The 16914-nt window shown below is 65.5% G+C and carries 12 protein-coding genes; 4 read left to right on the top strand and 8 right to left on the bottom strand.

Going from position 1 to position 16914, the window contains the following annotated elements; translation table 11 throughout:
- Window positions 1-389: 389 nt before the first annotated feature.
- The gene (locus KF708C_RS23385) at window positions 390-692 is read left to right on the top strand and encodes a hypothetical protein (RefSeq protein WP_059413459.1); all 303 of its coding nucleotides are present in this window, start codon (window positions 390-392) and stop codon (window positions 690-692) included.
- A 76-nt stretch (window positions 693-768) separates the two neighbouring features.
- Window positions 769-918, top strand: a complete 150-nt coding sequence (locus tag KF708C_RS36515) for a hypothetical protein (RefSeq protein WP_020206101.1) — start codon at window positions 769-771, stop codon at window positions 916-918.
- A gap of 458 nt (window positions 919-1376) precedes the next feature.
- On the opposite strand, the gene dusA is transcribed toward KF708C_RS36515, so the two are convergent.
- Window positions 1377-2441: a tRNA dihydrouridine(20/20a) synthase DusA gene (gene dusA / locus KF708C_RS23380; RefSeq protein WP_082079741.1), complete on the bottom strand. Its 1065-nt coding sequence runs from the start codon at window positions 2439-2441 to the stop codon at window positions 1377-1379.
- An 86-nt stretch (window positions 2442-2527) separates the two neighbouring features.
- Here dusA and KF708C_RS23375 point away from each other — a divergent pair, with 86 nt between their 5' ends.
- Window positions 2528-3607, top strand: a complete 1080-nt coding sequence (locus KF708C_RS23375; RefSeq protein ID WP_059413457.1) for a site-specific integrase — start codon at window positions 2528-2530, stop codon at window positions 3605-3607.
- An 8-nt stretch (window positions 3608-3615) separates the two neighbouring features.
- On the opposite strand, the gene KF708C_RS23370 is transcribed toward KF708C_RS23375, so the two are convergent.
- From KF708C_RS23370 to KF708C_RS23355, 4 genes are read right to left on the bottom strand one after another with little or no spacing between them, the layout of a single operon-like run.
- Entirely contained in the window at window positions 3616-4128 is a 513-nt protein-coding gene (locus KF708C_RS23370; protein WP_059413456.1) for a DUF2514 family protein, read from the bottom strand.
- Window positions 4125-4385, bottom strand: a complete 261-nt coding sequence (locus KF708C_RS23365; RefSeq protein WP_059413455.1) for a hypothetical protein — start codon at window positions 4383-4385, stop codon at window positions 4125-4127. Before KF708C_RS23365 ends, KF708C_RS23370 begins: the two co-directional genes overlap by 4 nt.
- A 1-nt stretch (window position 4386) precedes the next feature.
- Entirely contained in the window at window positions 4387-4689 is a 303-nt protein-coding gene (locus KF708C_RS23360) for a hypothetical protein (protein WP_059413454.1), read from the bottom strand.
- Window positions 4686-5168, bottom strand: a complete 483-nt coding sequence (locus tag KF708C_RS23355; RefSeq protein ID WP_059413453.1) for a lysozyme — start codon at window positions 5166-5168, stop codon at window positions 4686-4688. Before KF708C_RS23355 ends, KF708C_RS23360 begins: the two co-directional genes overlap by 4 nt.
- Window positions 5169-5472: 304 nt before the next feature.
- On the opposite strand from KF708C_RS23355, the gene KF708C_RS35880 reads away from it, so the two are divergent.
- Window positions 5473-6054, top strand: coding sequence for a hypothetical protein (locus tag KF708C_RS35880; RefSeq protein ID WP_156173931.1), 582 nt, complete (start codon window positions 5473-5475; stop codon window positions 6052-6054).
- Here KF708C_RS35880 and KF708C_RS23345 read toward each other — a convergent pair.
- The 3 genes from KF708C_RS23345 to KF708C_RS23335 form a co-directional block, all read right to left on the bottom strand.
- Window positions 6044-8572 carry a hypothetical protein gene (locus KF708C_RS23345; protein ID WP_156173930.1) on the bottom strand — a complete coding sequence of 843 codons (2529 nt, stop codon included), beginning with the start codon at window positions 8570-8572 and terminating at the stop codon, window positions 6044-6046. The two genes, KF708C_RS35880 and KF708C_RS23345, sit on opposite strands and share 11 nt — an antisense overlap.
- Before the next feature lie 64 nt (window positions 8573-8636).
- Window positions 8637-14621, bottom strand: a complete 5985-nt coding sequence (locus KF708C_RS36510; protein ID WP_059413450.1) for a hypothetical protein — start codon at window positions 14619-14621, stop codon at window positions 8637-8639.
- Window positions 14614-16911, bottom strand: a complete 2298-nt coding sequence (locus KF708C_RS23335; RefSeq protein ID WP_059413449.1) for a transglycosylase SLT domain-containing protein — start codon at window positions 16909-16911, stop codon at window positions 14614-14616. Before KF708C_RS23335 ends, KF708C_RS36510 begins: the two co-directional genes overlap by 8 nt.
- Window positions 16912-16914: the final 3 nt, after the last annotated feature.

Here is a 16914-nt window from a genome sequence, read left to right as displayed (position 1 = left end):
GGCAAGCGTTTTCTGAAATAACTCTGTGCTATCGCCATAAGTTATCTATAGCGCATATTTGGTACCCATGAATGCTGACACGCAGAGCGCATGGCGCCGTCAGCCTCCTCTCCAAGCCACAGAGACAACAAGATCGTCCGCATAACATGCGCCGCCGTCACGGACTGCCTGGCGCCGCCGATCCGACCCTGCCCACAACGGCACCTCAGCCGACGGCAACCTCGACACGCAGCCGCGGCGGCCTCACTAGAACCGGACCGGCTTAACTCTGAATTAGAAAAGTCTCAGTAGGAATAGGTGCAGATTGCGCTATTTTTGCAAGCATCGTCGAGACGCGCCAGTTGCCTTACCACCCGCCGCCGGCCCCTCGGCCCCACGGAAGAACAGTGATGCGGCCCACCTCCAGCACCAAGCACACCCTCAAGCTCGCAGCCTCCCTCTGCCTCGTGGCTCTCATTTTCGGCAGCGCCTACGGCCTGTTCGGCTCGCCCGCCGCGGCCGAGCTGCCGGCGGCGGCGAATGGGCCTCATGCCAATGGCATGCTGTCGCTGCTGATGGATGTCCTCGGACCGATTGCCGCGATCCCCGCCCTGATCGGCATCTGGTCGCAACGCTTTCCGTTTGTCGGCGGCCTGGTGCTGGCCTGCCCCGCCATCGCGGTATTGCTGCTGCACCGGTTTGTCATCGGCTGACCCGGCCAGGAACCAAACCCCGCGATCCGGCGCCCAAACAGGAACGCGGCATCCGCCGCGACCCCGGAAGGTCATCATGAACTACTTTGCGCGGAGCCTGCTGGCCGCCTGTGCCGTCCTCGTCCTCGCCGGCGGCTGTGCCAGCCCGGCCGGCGACGGCAGCGGCTCCGGCATCACCACTTACGGCACCGTGGACATCGGCATTTCGAGCGAGCGATCGAAGTAGCGCGGCGGACCGCCACCGCAGCCACGGCGGACCGCTGGCCGGCGAAAAAAAAGAGCCCGCAGCGCGGGCCCTCCAATTAGCGATCTCAATTGCCCTGAAGGCTCTAGTAATCTAGACGCCATTTCCCGTTCGTACCATCAGGGTAAACGGAAGACCACACCAAAAATCCGCGCCATATTGCCGCCAATACCCAATGGCATTAGCCACCGGCCGCGCCAAAAAAAAGCCCGCGCAAGGCGGGCTTAATAATCAGTTGAAGAAAGCCCCGTATTCGAGGGCAAGCACAGTGTATGAATTTGCTGCCCCCGCACGAATTAGGGGAATCCCTTTGCCGGCGCGGCAAAGCGGGCCGCTGGCGAGGTCAAGTGCCCGTCGCTGCGCCCTGCGCCTCGCCTGCATGAAAACCATATTCGAAGTTAGAGGAAAAACTCGACCCGCGGCGGGCCGGCAGCGTGCGCTCAGGCCGCCTCGAGCGACACGTCGCCGCCCGGCTGCAAATGCGCGCGGGCTTCCTCGAACACGGCGTCCACCCCCGCGCGCGTCCGTACCGCATGCATGCGGCGCGCATCGGACAGCACACGCCGCCAGCCGCGCCCGCCGTGGATGCCACGGTGCAGGCCCAGCATGTGACGCGTGACCGCGCCCATATAACCGCCCTGCTCCACCAGGTCGCCGATATAGCGCTGCATCGCCAGCTCCACTTCGAGCCGGGACGGCACCGGCGTCCGCGCGCCATAGAAGCGCGTATCCACCTCGGCCAGCACATAGGGCTGGTGATAGGCTTCGCGGCCGATCATCACGCCGTCCACGTGCGCGAGATGCGCATCCATCTCGTCGTGCGTCACGATACCGCCGTTGATCAGGATCTCGAGGTGCGGAAACTCGCGCTTCAACTGGTAGGCCACCTCATAGCGCAGCGGCGGGACCTCGCGGTTCTCCTTCGGGCTCAGGCCCTTCAGGATCGCATTGCGCGCATGCACGATAAAGGTCTCGCAGCCTGCTGCCGCGACCTTGCCGACAAAATCGCGCACGAAGCCATAGTGCTCGATCGTATCGATGCCGATGCGGTGCTTGACCGTCACCGGCACCGATACCGCATCGCGCATCGCCTTCACGCAGTCCGCGACCAGCTCCGGCTCGGCCATCAGGCAAGCGCCGAACGCGCCACGCTGCACGCGCTCGGATGGGCATCCGCAATTGAGGTTGATCTCGGCATAACCCCACTGCTCGCCGAGCCTGGCCGCCGCCGCCAGGTCGGCCGGCTCGCTGCCGCCGAGCTGCAGGGCCACCGGCTGCTCCGCCGCATCGAAATCCAGGTGCCGCCTCACGTCGCCATGCAGGAGCGCCCCGGTCGTGACCATCTCCGTGTAGAGCCAGGCATGGCGGCTCAACTGCCGGTGGAACATGCGGCAGTGGCGGTCAGTCCAGTCCATCATCGGTGCGACGGAAATACGGCGGGGCCTTATGCTGCCTTGATTCCCTTGTAAGGACTCGGTTTGCGAGATACTACTGGTCTGTTCCATTTCCTTCTGATTCCGCCTGTTTCGTCCTATTTTTTGGCTGAAGTGCTACGATGTAGCACCATCACAATTCGTGTAGCACCGGAACTATGGGGACGATCACACAACGTGTGCGAAAGGACGGAAGTATAGGGTACACGGCGCAGATCCGCCTGAAGCAAGGCGGCGCGGTGGTTTTCACGGAGGCCAAGACCTTCGATCGCCGGCCGGCGGCCGCGTCGTGGCTGGAAAAGCGTGAGCGGGAGCTATCGCAGCCTGGCGCGCTGGAAGTGGCCAAACAGGATGACCCCACGCTGGCGGAGGTCATCAAGAAGGTAACGAAGGAATCGACGAAAGAGATCGGCCGGACGAAGGCCCAGGTGCTACGAACGATCGCTGATTCGGATTTCGGCCAGAAGCGCTGTTCACAGATCAGCAGCGCGGACATCGTGGCCTATGCCCGCAGCCTGGACGTGCTACCTCAGACCGCCGGCAATTATATGGCACACCTCAGTTCGGTGTTCTCTATCGCACGGCCAGCGTGGGGATACCCGCTTAATGAGCAGGCCATGTCTGATGCGCGGAAAGTTCTCGGCAAGCTGGGAGCCGTGAGCCGGTCAAAGCGGCGAGACCGCCGCCCCACCCTCGACGAATTGGACAAGCTCATGGAGCATTTCGGGAAAATCCGGGCGAAACGCATCGACAGCAACGACATGCAGGCGATCACGGCCTTCGCCATTTTCTCGACGCGACGGCAGGAGGAAATCACCCGAATCACCTTCGAGGACCTTGATGTGGCCCACAGCCGGATCATGGTTCGCGACATGAAACACCCGGGAGAGAAGATCGGAAATGATCAGTGGTGCGACCTCCCGCCAGAAGCGCTTCGAATTATCCAGGCGCAGCCGCACAGAGCTGGACGAATCTTTCGGGCCAATGCGGACGCCATCAGCGCCGCGTTCACCCGAGCCTGCCAGTTCCTTGCAATTCCGGATCTTCATTTCCACGATCTACGGCATGAAGGTGCTAGCCGACTGTTCGAGATGGGCATGACCATCCCGCATGTCGCCGCGGTCACTGGACACCGGAGCTGGTCAAGCCTTCAGCGCTACACCCACCTGCGCCACACCGGAGACCGGTTCGCCAGTTGGGCATGGCTCGACAAGATCGCACCCCTGCAATCCAAGTAGGCGCACTGTCAGCGCCTCGCGTCATCAATCAAGGCGTCGTAGGCCCGCTCGCAGGCTTGGCCGGCGACGCGGGCGCTGTCGGCATATTCAGCCAGGAGTCCCGCGCGCTGGTCAGCGCGGCCGAGCACGTCGGCAAGCATGCCGATGGGATCGCCGGCTGCCGGGCCTGCGCTGGCAGCGGCGGGATTGCCGGCGGCGCGACCGGTGGCGAGTAGCTCGGCAACTCGCTGGCGCAGGCGGCCAGCAGCATCGTTGGCAGCAGCAGCATCAGCGCGCGCGCCGACCATTTCTTTCGTTGCAGCATTGGCTATCTCCGTTTGGGCAGTGGTGCGGCGCTGTTCCTCGATGCGGGCATCATCCACCGCCTTGACCTGGACGCGGGCTGCATCCAGTGCCGCAGCAGTCATCTTGGCCTGGTAAGTGGCCGCGTCCACGTGGGACTGCTGCCACCGGCCACCGCCGTAGGCCATCAGCAGCGCCAGCGCGCAAGCGATCCACACCCGCGGGTCGAGGATGCTCATGCGTGCCCCCGTTTCAACAGATGCCGCAGTTCCAGTCGCCAGAAGGCCCAGAGCACCCCCATCGCGACGGCGACATTAAGCCCGATCTCCGGGCCGCTGTGGCAAGCCTGGGGCGCGCTCATGTTGCCCAGCGCGCCAAGGGACAGCAGCGCGAGTACCACGGCGCCGCCGGTACGGGTCGGCACCTTCTGGGTGTAGAGCGCCCAGAACGATCCGAGGAAGATGATGGCGTTGGCCACCAGGTTGATGGTTTGCATATCAGCTCCCGAGGAAGCGCCGCATCAGTGCCTTCAACGCTTCGGGGATCTGCTGCATGGCGTTGATGGCCACAGCAAAACCGAAGGCAGTAGAAGTCGCCACAGCGAGCACCGCGGTCCAGCTGCGCATGTCGAGATGGAAATACTCGATAGCGGCCAGCCCGATGATCGTGCCGAGGGCAATGCTCAGGATGAACGACCCTGCGCGCTGCCACCTGTTCCCCGGAAGATTGCGAAGCGAAAGCAGCCCGCCAACAAGGACGCCTGCCCCCAGCTTGAGCCAGGTGGTCTGATCGTCTGTCATGGTTTCCCCGTCAAGAATTGAGATTTCTCGCTGGCGCGCCGGGCGACCAACCCGGGGAGCACGCGTCCCGCAGCGCGATTCCACTTCGGAAACTCGGCCGCCGCGCCGATGAGGTCGTTCGCGTTGATCTTGCGCAGCATGGTGGATGGTTGGCCACTCTTGAGCGTCACGAACCCATCCTTGACGCCCTTGGCGCCAGCCCCCACGTTCAGCACGAACGACACCAGTGCGTCGAACTGGGCCTGCGTGAGCTCGACATCTACCGCGCGGGCCACCACCCGCTCTGCGGCTGCCACATCTGCAGCGAGATAGGCGTCAGCCTGCGCCTCGTTGATCCGCAGTCCCTTGTACACGTCACGGCCGGTATGGCCGTATCCGATGGTCCAAGGCGCGCCATGCGTTCCTGGATCGGGGTACGCCTCAAGCACCAAGCCTTCCCGTACCTTGATCGCCTGGACGCCCGCGGTCGACGTTTTCATGGCCTATCGCACTCGCCGCGCGCGGATAAGGCCAGTTGCCGTACATGTACTCGTGTTAAAGGCGACGTTTGTAACAAGATAAATCGTCGTAGTCGCTGACAAGCTGAAGCGAACTTCTGGCAGTGGAAGGCTAGGGCCACCGATGCCGGCAGGCACCGAACTGAATATCGAGGATGTAAAGCCCAGGCCGGCTATGGTGGCCGATGTTGTATTTATCGATCCTTGATAGGCAACAAGGTTAGTTGTCCCAGCAGGATTAACGTTTAGAACTCCAGTCACATCCCAGTCACCAGCAGTGAGGGTGATGCTCGTAACGTTCGCAGACACACCATTCGTGAGCGCAACGCCACTTGCACTATTCGTTACATACTCGCCAACGCTGCCCGTGGCCGCGTTGTTGTTTGTGGCGGTACCGACGATGTTTGGCGTGGTCAGCGTGGGCGACGTGCCGAACACGTTGGCACCGGTGCCCGTCTCGTCCGACAGGAGTGCAGCCAGCTGCGCCGACGTGGTGCTGGCGAACTGCGACAGGTTGCCACTGGTCAGCGCAAAGGTGGTGCCGCAGGCCAGACCGGTGCTGGTCGTCCATTTCAGTGCGCTGTTGGCTGTGCTGCAACTCGGCACCGCGTGCGCAACCGGCGATGCCGAACTGGCGGTAGGGTTGGCGATGACGGTATTGGCAGCCACCGGCGACAACGTTCCAGCCGTGACCGTTCCCCATGCCGGCGCCGTGCTCGAGCCAGTCGATACGATGGCCTGGCCGCTTGTAGATCCGGCAGGATTCAGCAGCTGGATGGGGCTGAGCGTAGCCGCTGCCGCGAGCGCAGCAGACAGCGCCAGGGTGATGAAGGTGGCGATGCGTTTCATGTTGACATTTAGGAAATAGTGGAGAAGGCAAGCGACCAGTCTGTATTGAGAACGTTATTGCTCCCCGTATTGAGGCGTATGAAGCTGGTTACGATCTTCCCCGCGCCTTGGGCGGCTGAATTGTTCTTGACTTGTTGCCCTGCCACCCACGAACCCGTTGTTGGGACGCCCGCCTGGTCCGTCCACCCCTTCACGTCATCGCAGGGAATCGTCGCATCGCATGCGAACCCAGACGGATACCCCGTCCAATCGCCGCCGTGGACCTGTACGCCTGCGCCGATGGTCACCAGGTTGCCGGGTTCATTGCGGAACGCACGCGACAGCACGCCGTCATACGGGCAGTGGACCGTGTAGGTAACGCTCTGCTGTGTGACCGAGCGACCCTGGTTGTGCATCTGCACGCCGAACGATGTGGACGCAGCGACAGCGCCGCCCGCGCGTCGCGCCACCACCTTGCTGTTGGTGACGCCGGTAGTGCGCACGATCGCAGTATCGAAGGTGCTCGCGGTGATGTCGAAGTTGCATCCTTCAGCGTTGCCGACCGGGCCAATCAAGGCACCAATCGTGACGTTGTTAGCGCGGACCTTTGCATCAACGCGCTGACACATATCAAACACCGGTCCGGCGCCCCTTACCCCACCGTCGTAGCTAATATAGAAATCCTCTATGGATAAATCGGCCACGCGCGTGAACGGACCCGCAGAGAGTTGGGAGCCAGTAGTCCCGAGCTTGGAGATCCTCGCCGGAGCGATACGGATGTCAAAGCAATTCCAGTCGAGATTCGCATCGTTGCCGGAGATCGATTTGCCGAAGACGCCGAGGCCGGCCGTGCCGCCCGTGGTAATGTCGCACGGCCCGATGTAGATATCCGCGCAGGTCTGGTATCCGAAGTCAGGTTCGATGTCGATACCGCCCGGCTGGATCACGCCATTGACCGTGCCGCCAGAGTTGCGCGCGGTGCAGCCCGCGATGCGAAGACCAACGGCAGCGATGATCGATACGGTGTTGCGGCCGTCCAGCGCGCTGTTCCGGTGGTAGATGTGCTCAATCTCGGTGTCTTGCGGATTCGCGCTGTTCGCGAGCCAGTTCGACTGGCCACTGTAGATGCAATCGCCGCGCGTCTCCACGAACTGCGGTTGCCGCATGCGCATGCCGGTGGTGCCAGCGATGCCCTCGCAGAAGATCTGTTCGCGCTGCGTCATGGCAAGGCGGTTGCCGTCCCAGTTCGGGTAGCTGGTGACGTCCACGCAGTCCTTGAACAGGATGCCCACCCACGCGCCGCCGAAGGTCGCGCCGCCGGCATCCGGCTTCAGCTTGAACTTGCCATCGCCGCGGATGGTCGTGAAGTTGTACGTCGATCCGCTGAGGGTCAGCCCGGCCACGAGGAACGTGCGGCCGGCGTCGCGGATGATCGTCTTGCCCTTCATCGCGTCGATGGCGGCCTGCGCGCGCACGCTGTCGTCGGTCACGCCATCGCCTACGCAGCCGAAATCGCAGAAGGTCGCCCGATCCGTTGCCGGCCGCTTCCAACGGCCAGGACCAATGAGCGAACCGAACACCAGGCCGTTATCGACCGGTGTTGTGGTATCGGTGGCATCGTAGTAGAGGAACCCATCGCCGAGAGACCCGGCGCCGTAATACCCGCGGACGTTGACCGTCTTGTAGACCGAAACATCGAGTGCGCGCATATCGGCGATGGAATCAACCTGCCGCGCAAGAACCGTATCCCACAGCAACTGATCATCGCCCACCGAGCGATTCGGCGGGACCTGGGTCGACAACGTGGTGCCGATCCGCGCGAAGACGTTTTGCGTTCCGACCGGGATAGGGCTCGTGAAGGTGACGACGGCCCCCGAGACATTCCACTGATCCGGACCCTGGTAGAAGCCGTCGAAGAAAATTTCCAGATTGGCCGGATTGCCGGGCGGCCGAGACAGAACGAGTTGCGTGGTTGCCCCGGGGGTGAAGTCGATCCCCGCCACGAACGGATCAACCCGCATATCGCCGGCACCGACCGATGCAGGGATGGGGTAGAGAGTGAGGTTGCCGACAGCATCGAACCCGATGACCTCGTTGGCGCGCGCGGCGGCAGTCGGTAGCGGAGTCAGCGGGGTATCGCTCACGCTGATCTTGATTGCGCGGTCCGATTGCTCTTGCAGTTGCTGGATCAGGATCGTCGCGCGGTCGAGACCATCCTCCACCACCTGCGGAAAGAAGGGGCTCAGGTTCGGTATGTCGGTTGGCTGGGTCTCCGGCAGCGCGCCGGTAAGCGTGAGGCGCTCTCCCGTGGCCATGACAGGAAGCGGGCTCCCCGTGCGGGGGTACTGGACCGTGCCCCCGGGATTGTTGTCCTGGTCGGGGTTCAACGCAACGGTGTAGTCCGAGTCCAGGACCAATGGGCTATCCACGCCTACCGCACTTGTAAAAGTGACTAGTACGTCTTGCTTCTTGAACACCTTGAACGCAAAGGGAAAAGAAGTCGTGACGCCATCCCCGAAGTAGGGTCCGGCTTTGCGGATGGTGCTGGAAATAGTCAAGGTACGCCCCCCGTGCATGCTTGGCGTAATTCTCGGACCCGTCCTGCCGGGCAAGTGCACCCGGCTAGTTCTTCTGGTAGCCGAACACCAGCGCGGCGGGGTTGCTGGTCTTGTCGTCGGCCAGGGCCTGCGCGCCGGTGATCGTGCGGTTCACCTGCGCCGACGGCAGCCCCAGCAGATCCCCCACCACATTGACAGCCGACTTGCGGAAAGCGTCATCGAATTCGCCTTGGTGCGCCTGCTTGGCGAAGGTGATGGAGTCGGCCACCATGCGCAAGCCGGCCGGGCCGGTGTAGTCGCGGCCGCGATCGTTGGCACCAGTCACCGTCTTGGCCGCCTCGCCGAACTCGCGCACGACCACCATCAGGCCCATCAGGTAGTCGATCTGCGCGGCCAGCAGTTTGCGCGCCAGCTTCTCCCAATCATCGTCCCCGCCGCCGGGGGTCAGCGCCTCCTTGAGGAAAAAGCCGAGCACGGCCGGCGCGACGTAGAGCAACGCGTAGTCCACGGCGAGCCGCGCGCGCTTGGCTGGCGTGTCCGCCGTCATGGTCTGCGCCACGCCGGCATTGAGCGCGGTGTTCATGAAGGAGTAGAAGACCGTGAAGAGCTTTTGCGCGGGGCCGCCGCGCTCGATGGCCGACAGGTCCTTCGTCTGCCCGCCGCCCTGGGCGTCGATCACGGCCTGGTCAGCCAGTCCGATGGCGCGGTCCTCCGCGTTGCCGTCGGCGATGGCCTTCTCGTAGGCCCCCAACCAGGTCGGCATGTCGACCATCTGCTGCGCGCGCATCATCAGGAAGTAGGCATAGCGCCCCACGCGCTCCCTGGCGGCGCTCTGGTCCTGCACCTGGTTGCGCAGCTCGTTGAGTTCGCGGAAGCGCGTGCGGGCGCGGTTGGCCATGAAGTCCGATTTGGCGTTGACCTCCCGCGTCGAAGCGATGGGGCTGGCGATGTACGACGCCACGCCGCGCGCGATCCACGGCGCGCCCACGCGCACGATGGACTGCGTGATGCCGAGCGGCTGCATGGCGGCGCTCATGACGTTGAAGCCCAGCCCGGACACGCTCACGCCCTGGCGCAGGCGCGACAGCGCCTGGTCGACAGCGGCATCGCTGCCCTGCTCGCCCTCCGCGATCGCTGCCGCCCAGGTCTTCAGCTGCTGTTTGGCCTCTGGCCCATAGTGCCGCCGGATGGCGCCGTCGATCGACTTGGAGCGCAGCAGCCGATTGGCGTCGATCAGCCACTCGTGCCATGCCAGGTCGTGGATGACGTCATTGACACCCGAGTACAGCCCGGCGAGCGAATACAGCAGCGGCCGCCCCGTAACCTCGTCGGCGCGCGCCTTGGTGAAGCTGCGCCGCGTGGTGGCGGAGGTATAGGCACCCTGCAGCTGGCGCTTGGCGGTCTCGGCGTCCGCGTGCTCTTCGGCGCGCTGACTGGCGGCCGGGTCGTACTTGATCGGGTAGTAGCCGCCGCGCAGGTCGACTACCTGTCCGTCCGCCGTCTGCATCTGGAACGGCTGCGGCTCGACCCACTCGGGTTCCTTGCCATAGACGCGCTTTTCCTTTTCGGCGATGCGCGGGCGATAGGACTCGAAGTGGTCCCATATCGCTTGCACGGCGCGCCACTCCTGCGCGGTCAGGGACTGCAGCACCGGCTGGATCTGCGCCAGCGTCCACCCTTCTCCGCCCAGCAGGCGCTGCAGGTTGCTGGCGTTACCGGTGTTGAGCGCAATGGCCAGCCGCGCCTCGCGGTTCAGGCTGCGGTCGATGGACGGGAAATAAACACCCTTGCCGCCCATGCGCCCGAGCTTGAAGACCGGCGACAGGATGGCCGAGAGCGCGGCGGTGGCGTCGGCGCGCATGGTCGTCTCCGAATCGCCGCGGATATTGGCGCTGCGCACGAAGTACTCCCACACCGGGCCACCGTCCCGGCCGCCGTCCAGCACCCGGGCCCAGGTGGCGGCCTTGATGTGCGCCGACCAGAAGCGTTTCAGCCCGGCGGCCGCGCGGCCGAGGTTGGTCGTCGGAGTACGGGTGTTCGCCGCGCGGCTGCCGGCGTGCTGTTCGATGCTGGCGGCAATCTCATCCCGGATGGCCTCGTAGCTGCGCTGGTCCTGCGCGGTCAGCAGCCGGTGCTTGAGCCGCCCCAGATGCTCGATCTGCTTCACGGTATCGACCAGGCCGCGAAACTCGTCCACGGTCATGTCCTTGAACGACTTGCGGAAGGCCTCGTTTTGCAGCGCCTGCGGCACATCCGGCTCTAGCCCCTGCTCACGCTGCGCGGTCAGCCATTCGGCGAGCGACGTGCTCCGGTCGATGTCCTTGAGCGTGCGTTGGCGCAAATCGAAGCGCTCCAGCAGCGTGTCGATCTGATCGGTGTAGTCGGCATCCAGCCCCTTGCGCGTGCCCTCATTGGCGAACTTGCGCAGGTAGCGCAGGCCGGATTCGACCTGCTCCTGTGCATTGAACGCCGCCCGGGTGGCGTAGGCGTTCACCAGCTGGTTCCGCTTTTCGGCCACGGCGCGCTGCAGATCGCCGGCGCGGCTGGCCTCCTGCGCCGCGCGCGCGGCGCGCGTCTCGGCGGCGCTGTACTGGCTCGGACGGATCTCGCGTACCTTCAGCCGCGCGATCATGCTCTCGGCGAACTGGCGCGCTGCCTGGGGCAGGATGGCGCGAGTGATCGGGCGCCCCTTGCGGTCCGCCCGGCCGGTGTCCTCGCGCTCGCCCAGCGCCTTCGCCAGGGCATTGGCCTCGGTGGCGATCATGCGCGCGCGCGCGTCGTTGTGGACCGCCTCGTCAGCCGCGCGCTCGATGGCTTCCTGGTCGGCCACCTCGCCGTAGCGTTCCAGCATGCGCTGGTCGGTCAGCGCGTTGATCTCGTCGCGCGGGGGCAGCGCCGCCGCGAGCGCGCGCACCAGCCCGTTGCCGGAGCTGAAGCCGAAAAGATCAGCCACCACGTCGGGATGCAAGCCATCCTTGCCGGTCATGCGCAAGCTCTTGACGCGTTCGGACACCTCTTTCGATACGGCGATCGCGCGCACCGCTTCCAGATCGAACTTGCCGTAATGCTGGTCGTCCGGCGTCTCTTCGGCCGGGGTCTCGGGGCGCTCCGGCTTCGGGTTGGCGCGCTCCCAGTCCAGTACCGCGCGCGCGACAACCAGATCGATATCCTTCTTCATGCGCGCCAGCAACTGGCCCTTGGCCATGCCGCGCGCGCGGCCGCTATCGTATTCTGCCTTGGCCTCGGCGGATTGCTCCCAGGCTTGGCGCTTGGCTTCCTGCCGCGCCGAATCGGCGGCCTCGGTGTGCTGCTTTTCCCACTCGGCGACAGCTTCCTTGTAGGCGACCTGTTCCGGTGTCGGCTCGGTGGGCGCCGCCTGCGGCTTGCCGGTCAGGAACTGCCAGGCGCGGTAGATAGGCTGGCTCATCACCTCGCGGCGCACCTCCATCTGGATCTCGGCCCTGCGCGCCGCGGCCTCTTTCTGCAGGCGCTTGATCTCCCGGCCGCGAGCATTGTGCAGCCAGCGCATGTCGCGCAGCCCGCGCGCCTGCAGTTCCTGGATGGCGGTGTTGCTGGCGTCCACGCCCAGGTTCTGGTAGGCAGCGAATTCCTCTTCGGTCATGCCGGCCTGTGCCGCCGAGGCGAACAGCGGCAGCATGGAGCGGCCCTGCTCGAGCAGCTTGATCTCGTCGGCCGATGCTAGCATGCGGTCGAACACGCCGCGCACCGAGTCGTCGATCTCGACGTTCAGGGCCTTCAGGTTCTGGTAGACGTTGAGCAGCCACGCGCGGAAGCGCTGGAAGACGCCCTGCAGCTGGATGTTCGGCGCCTTGCCCTCGAACAGGTAGGCCTCGAAGCCGCGCGCGAAGCGCTCGTGGTAGCTGCGCTTTTCCTCAAAGTCGAGATTGGACCACTCGTCCAGATCGCGGACGCCAAACCATTTCAGGAGGGTAGCTGCGTCGTCCAGCACTGCCTGTTGGCCGAGCGTGCGCTCGGCTGCCGGCGTCTGCAGCATCTTGGCCGCGAGATCGAATTGCACCTCGAGGTAGAAGTGGCCGGACTCGTGCAGGAACGTCGACAGGTCGGCGTTCTTGAGCAGCGTGATGGTGTTGGTCGCTGGGTTGAACGAACCGCGCTGGCCGCCGGCTCCCTGCTCAAGGGTAGCGGGCGGCGCGACAGCGGCGGGTTGCGCGCCCGGCGCGGTGGGCGCAGTGGCAAGCGGCCCGTTCTCGGTCGCGGTGGGTTGTTGGGTTGGCGCCGCCGGCGCGGCGGCGATGGCATCGCTGAAAATCCTGCCCGGGCTGGCGACATTCTCCGCGCGGATCTGCACGGGGTACTGCTGGAACAGCGCCTCGGGTGTGACGCCGGCGCGCGCGGCCTGGACGGCGTAGAAGCTGCCCATCAGCGTGGCGTAGGGCTGGTTCACCGACTCGGTGAAGCGCTTCGTCTGGTTGAGCTGATCGAGGATCTGTTGCTCCACCGCGGCGCGGGAGGTCTGGAAAGCCGCGTCCCCGTCGCGCTCGGTCAGCGTCTGCTCCACCTCGCGCTTGAACTCGTCCGCGCGGCCCTGCATGAACTGTTCCGCCTCGGCGCGCGACATGCCGGCCGGATCGGTCTTGAGGTGCGGCAGTAACGCGGTGCCGGTCTCGGTGCCGGCCACGTAGGTCGCGTAGTCCTCCACCGGGATACGCACCGAGCCGCCCGTCTGGACAGCCTCCGCGATCTGCTCGGCCACGCTCGGCGAGGCCGCCACCAGCGGCGAAAGGTCGACACCTGACTGCGCCAGTTCCTGCAGCTGGTTGGCGTCGATAAACACGTCCTGGACCGCGCCATCCTGCGCAGCCTGGGCCACGAACTCCCGGAACGACTCCGGCGCGCGCTCGCGCAGCTTGGATGCCGCGGCCAACTGGTCGACCTCCGCCAGCGCATCCGCGGCCTGCACCGCCTGCTGCGCCTGGGCCGTGCGGCCCTGCACGCGGTCGGCGGCCGACTGCACGGCCTTGGTCGTCGTGATGGCGCCGCCGGACGCCACCAGCGTGGCGATCAGCGTCTGCGCGGCGGCGCTGGGGCGCTCCTGCAGGTAGGACGAGAACGGCTTGTCGGGGTTGAGCACAGCCCACTCGTTCAGATCCTGCAGCACCGTGGCCACCTGCTCGCCCGGGATCTCGGCCGCCATGTTGCGCGCCAGCATGGACAAGAACGGCGTGCCGGCCTTGAAGTCGGTCAGGAAGCGTGCCACCGGCAGATGCTCAGTGGCGTATTCGATGGCCGCCTGGGAGACAGCGAACGGGATGGCGACCTGCGGCGCCACGCCCTTGTCGCGCGCCTCGCCGTAGGCCTGGCCTCCGGCCGTGCCGGACAGCATGCCGAGCGCGGCGGTGGGGTTGCCCGTCAGCATGGCCGGCACCGCCAGGCCCATCTGGCCCAGCGACTGCATGCCCGAGTACCAGCCCGATTCCAGCACGCCTTCCGCGCGCGGCATCATGCTTTGCCGCACCGCGGCCTGCCGCTGGCGCAAGCCGGCTACACCCGCGGCGACGCGCTCAAACGGGTTCTCTGGCAGCACCGTGCCGGCCAGCGGGCTGGCGAGCATCGCCAAGGTGTCAGCGCCGGCCTGCGCGACGCCCCAGAACGCCTCGTTGGCCCCAGGCACCGCGGCACCCAGCGCGCGCGCCGAGTTCGCCAGGAACCGCACCCCCTTTTCGATGGCCGACAGGTTCGGCGTGTCGTCGTAGGAGATGGCCGCCTTTTGTGGGTCGGCGACCATGCCGGCCGTCGCAGGATAGTCACGCGCCAGCGTGGCGTAGTCGATACTGTCGATGGTAGCGCGGCGCTCGAAGTCGGGTTGCTCGAGCCGGATGGCTTCGGTCGGCACGCTGTATTGCTTGGCCAGGGCCTGCAGCCGCGCCTCCGTATCCGGGTTGCGGCCCGCGACCTGCATCATCGATAGCCGCGCAGGCGTCACGTCCGGCGCCTCTGCGGCCGCCGCGGCGTAGGGATTGCTCTCGTCGGTCTGGACGAGGCTCAGGTAGGGGTTCTGGTCAGCCATTGGTCTTGAGCGGCAACACGCCCTTGGCGCGGCGGTAGAGGTCCTGGATGGCCTGGTCCGTCACCGGCTTGCCGGCGGCGCGCAGGGCCTGCGTGATCTGGTCGCGATCACGGTCCGGCACAACCAGTGCCTGGTCCGGCGCCACCGCGGCAGCCGGCAGTGTCTTGTTCCAGAAGGTGTGGTTGACCTCCACGGCGGTGAACAGCGCGGCGGCCTCCTGCTTCATTTCTTCCGGCCGAAGCTTGCGGCCGAGGTTCGTTTCCTGGGCGCGCACGCGCTGCTCAAACGAGTTCCAGATGCGCCCGACCACCGCGGCGCCGGCCTTGTCGTCGTCCTTCGGGGTCGGGTCGATGCCCGCCTCGCGCATGAATTGGTTGAGGTAGTCGCGCCCCGTGCGCAGGTTGGTGGTGTCCTGCGTCTTGCCCTGGCGCACGTCCTGTTGTTCGTTCGTGAGCTGCTTGAATTCGCTGTCGGCCAGCTTGTCGCGCAGCGCCATCAGGTTGACGCCTCCCAGCACGGCCGGGTCGTTCTTCAGGGTGTAGTAGAGCGACCAGTCGGTCTGCGGCGCCTGCCCCTTGGCGATCCGGTCCGCGAATCCCATCACGTCGTCATACTTGCCGGGCGGCAGCTTCGAGCGGATGGCCAGCGGCAGGTCGCTGAACTGACCGCCGTTGGCGATCAGCGCCGATTGCGCCGCGGCGACGGTCTCGTCCTCGCGCTGCCTGGTCGCCTGCTGGTATTCGGTGAACTGCTTCGAGATGACGTTCTCGGCCGCTTTGATGCGGTCGGTCTGCCACTCGGGAATGGTCGCGCGCACCTGCGCCTTGAGCTCCGCCTCGGTCGGTTTCTGCGGCGCGCCGGCCCCGGCGCTGTACGCCTTCAGGATGCCGCCCACGTATTTCTGCGTCTCCGCCGGTGTGCCGGCCAGCCAGTCCGTGCCTTGTGCGGCCGCCTTCGCTTTCGCCCCCAGCGCATCGGCCTCTGCCTTGGCCGCGGCGACGGCCTTCGCGCCGTCTGGGGTGGGCGCCTTGTTGTACGCGTCCACCATCTTGTTGGCGTACTGGAGCGCGGATCGGTAGCGCTCGTCCGCGAGCGGCGCCTCCTTCCGCGCGGCGTCGGATTGCGCGATGGCCTTGTCCACGTTCTTTTCGCCCCAGTTGTACGCGGCCAGGGCCTGCCCGACATTCCCCTGATACCGTTTCAGCATCGCGGCCAGCTTTTCCGTGCCGACGCGCGCGAGTTCGTCGGGGCTGTTATCCTTGGCCGGCGCGATTCCGTAGCCTGGATCGCGTGCGGTATCTGGCATTACCTGCATGCGCCCCATAGCACCCTTCGGGGATGTGAGCAACTTGCCGCTGGCATCGAAGTCCCGGCCGCGCGACTCGGCGCCCATCACCAGGTTGGTCAGCCGCGCGGCGTCGGTGGGTTGCAGGCTCGGCATGGCTTTCGCCATCACGGCCGCGCCGGTGGCGGTGCCGATCTGCGCATCGAGCTGCTTGGTGATCAGGCCATTGGCGCGCAGGATGTCGTTCGCATCCATGTCCTTGGCGTACTTTTTCAGGTAGGCGTCGGCGTACACCGGGTTGTTGTTCTCCAGCGCGGCGCCCAGGGCGATGAGGTGGGCGTTGCTCGCGGCCACGCGCGCCTGCGTCTCCGCCCACTCGGCCGACTTCCCGGTCAGCTTGGCGATGTTGTAGGCCTGTGCGCGGATCGAGGTCACGGCATCATCGACCAGTGCCGGGTTGTTGTAGTTCAGCCCGATCTCACGCTGGCGCGTGGCGATGATCCCCTCGCCTACCGACTGTGCGTAAATCGCATTCTCACGATTTTCGTGCTGCATGACCTGGCCGCGGAACTGCGTGGCCATGTCGTTGGCGCGCTGCTGGAACGCCTGCCGCTGCGCGTCGTTGCCCAGGCCGGCCGAGATGTTGGCGAAAGAATTGGTCAGCGCGGCATCGTATTCGTCGGACAACATTTGCCCGCTGGGCCGCTCGAATACATCCCGCCCCTTGATGTTGGTATAGCCGTCGGTCTTGTCGAAGGTAAGCCGCATGGTGGCTTCGCGCGCCTGGTTCAGCGCATCGTCCACGCGCAACGCGTTGGCCTGCCGCTGCATGTCCAGGCCGATGTTGAACGTCGTGTCCGCCAACTGCGAGGTGGCGCGGTTGAGCTGCGCCGCCTGGTCGTTGGCCGCGTTCACGGCCAGCTGCACGGGCGCCGCTTCGACGCGCGCGCCGGGCAGCCCCTGCGGCTGCACCTGGGGGGAATCGTAGGTTGGGACGCGAGGCATCGC

The organism is Cupriavidus basilensis, from assembly GCF_000876015.1.
Classification (GTDB): Bacteria; Pseudomonadota; Gammaproteobacteria; order Burkholderiales; family Burkholderiaceae; genus Cupriavidus; species Cupriavidus basilensis_B.
The sequence above is the reverse complement of the archived record's forward strand: the minus strand, read 5'-3'. Positions and strand labels throughout refer to the sequence as shown.

Excerpts from the sequence above, each read along its gene's own strand:
- KF708C_RS23355 (WP_059413453.1), bottom strand. The coding sequence starts at position 5,168 with ATGAAAACGTCGACCGCGGGCGTCCAGGCGATCAAGGTACGGGAAGGC.
- KF708C_RS36510 (WP_059413450.1), bottom strand. The coding sequence starts at position 14,621 with ATGGCTGACCAGAACCCCTACCTGAGCCTCGTCCAGACCGACGAGAGC.
- KF708C_RS23360 (WP_059413454.1), bottom strand. The coding sequence starts at position 4,689 with ATGACAGACGATCAGACCACCTGGCTCAAGCTGGGGGCAGGCGTCCTT.
- KF708C_RS23375 (WP_059413457.1), top strand. The coding sequence starts at position 2,528 with ATGGGGACGATCACACAACGTGTGCGAAAGGACGGAAGTATAGGGTAC.
- dusA (WP_082079741.1), bottom strand. The coding sequence starts at position 2,441 with ATGGAACAGACCAGTAGTATCTCGCAAACCGAGTCCTTACAAGGGAAT.
- KF708C_RS35880 (WP_156173931.1), top strand. The coding sequence starts at position 5,473 with ATGCTCGTAACGTTCGCAGACACACCATTCGTGAGCGCAACGCCACTT.
- KF708C_RS23365 (WP_059413455.1), bottom strand. The coding sequence starts at position 4,385 with ATGCAAACCATCAACCTGGTGGCCAACGCCATCATCTTCCTCGGATCG.
- KF708C_RS23335 (WP_059413449.1), bottom strand. The coding sequence starts at position 16,911 with ATGCCTCGCGTCCCAACCTACGATTCCCCCCAGGTGCAGCCGCAGGGG.
- KF708C_RS23370 (WP_059413456.1), bottom strand. The coding sequence starts at position 4,128 with ATGAGCATCCTCGACCCGCGGGTGTGGATCGCTTGCGCGCTGGCGCTG.
- KF708C_RS36515 (WP_020206101.1), top strand. The coding sequence starts at position 769 with ATGAACTACTTTGCGCGGAGCCTGCTGGCCGCCTGTGCCGTCCTCGTC.
- KF708C_RS23385 (WP_059413459.1), top strand. The coding sequence starts at position 390 with ATGCGGCCCACCTCCAGCACCAAGCACACCCTCAAGCTCGCAGCCTCC.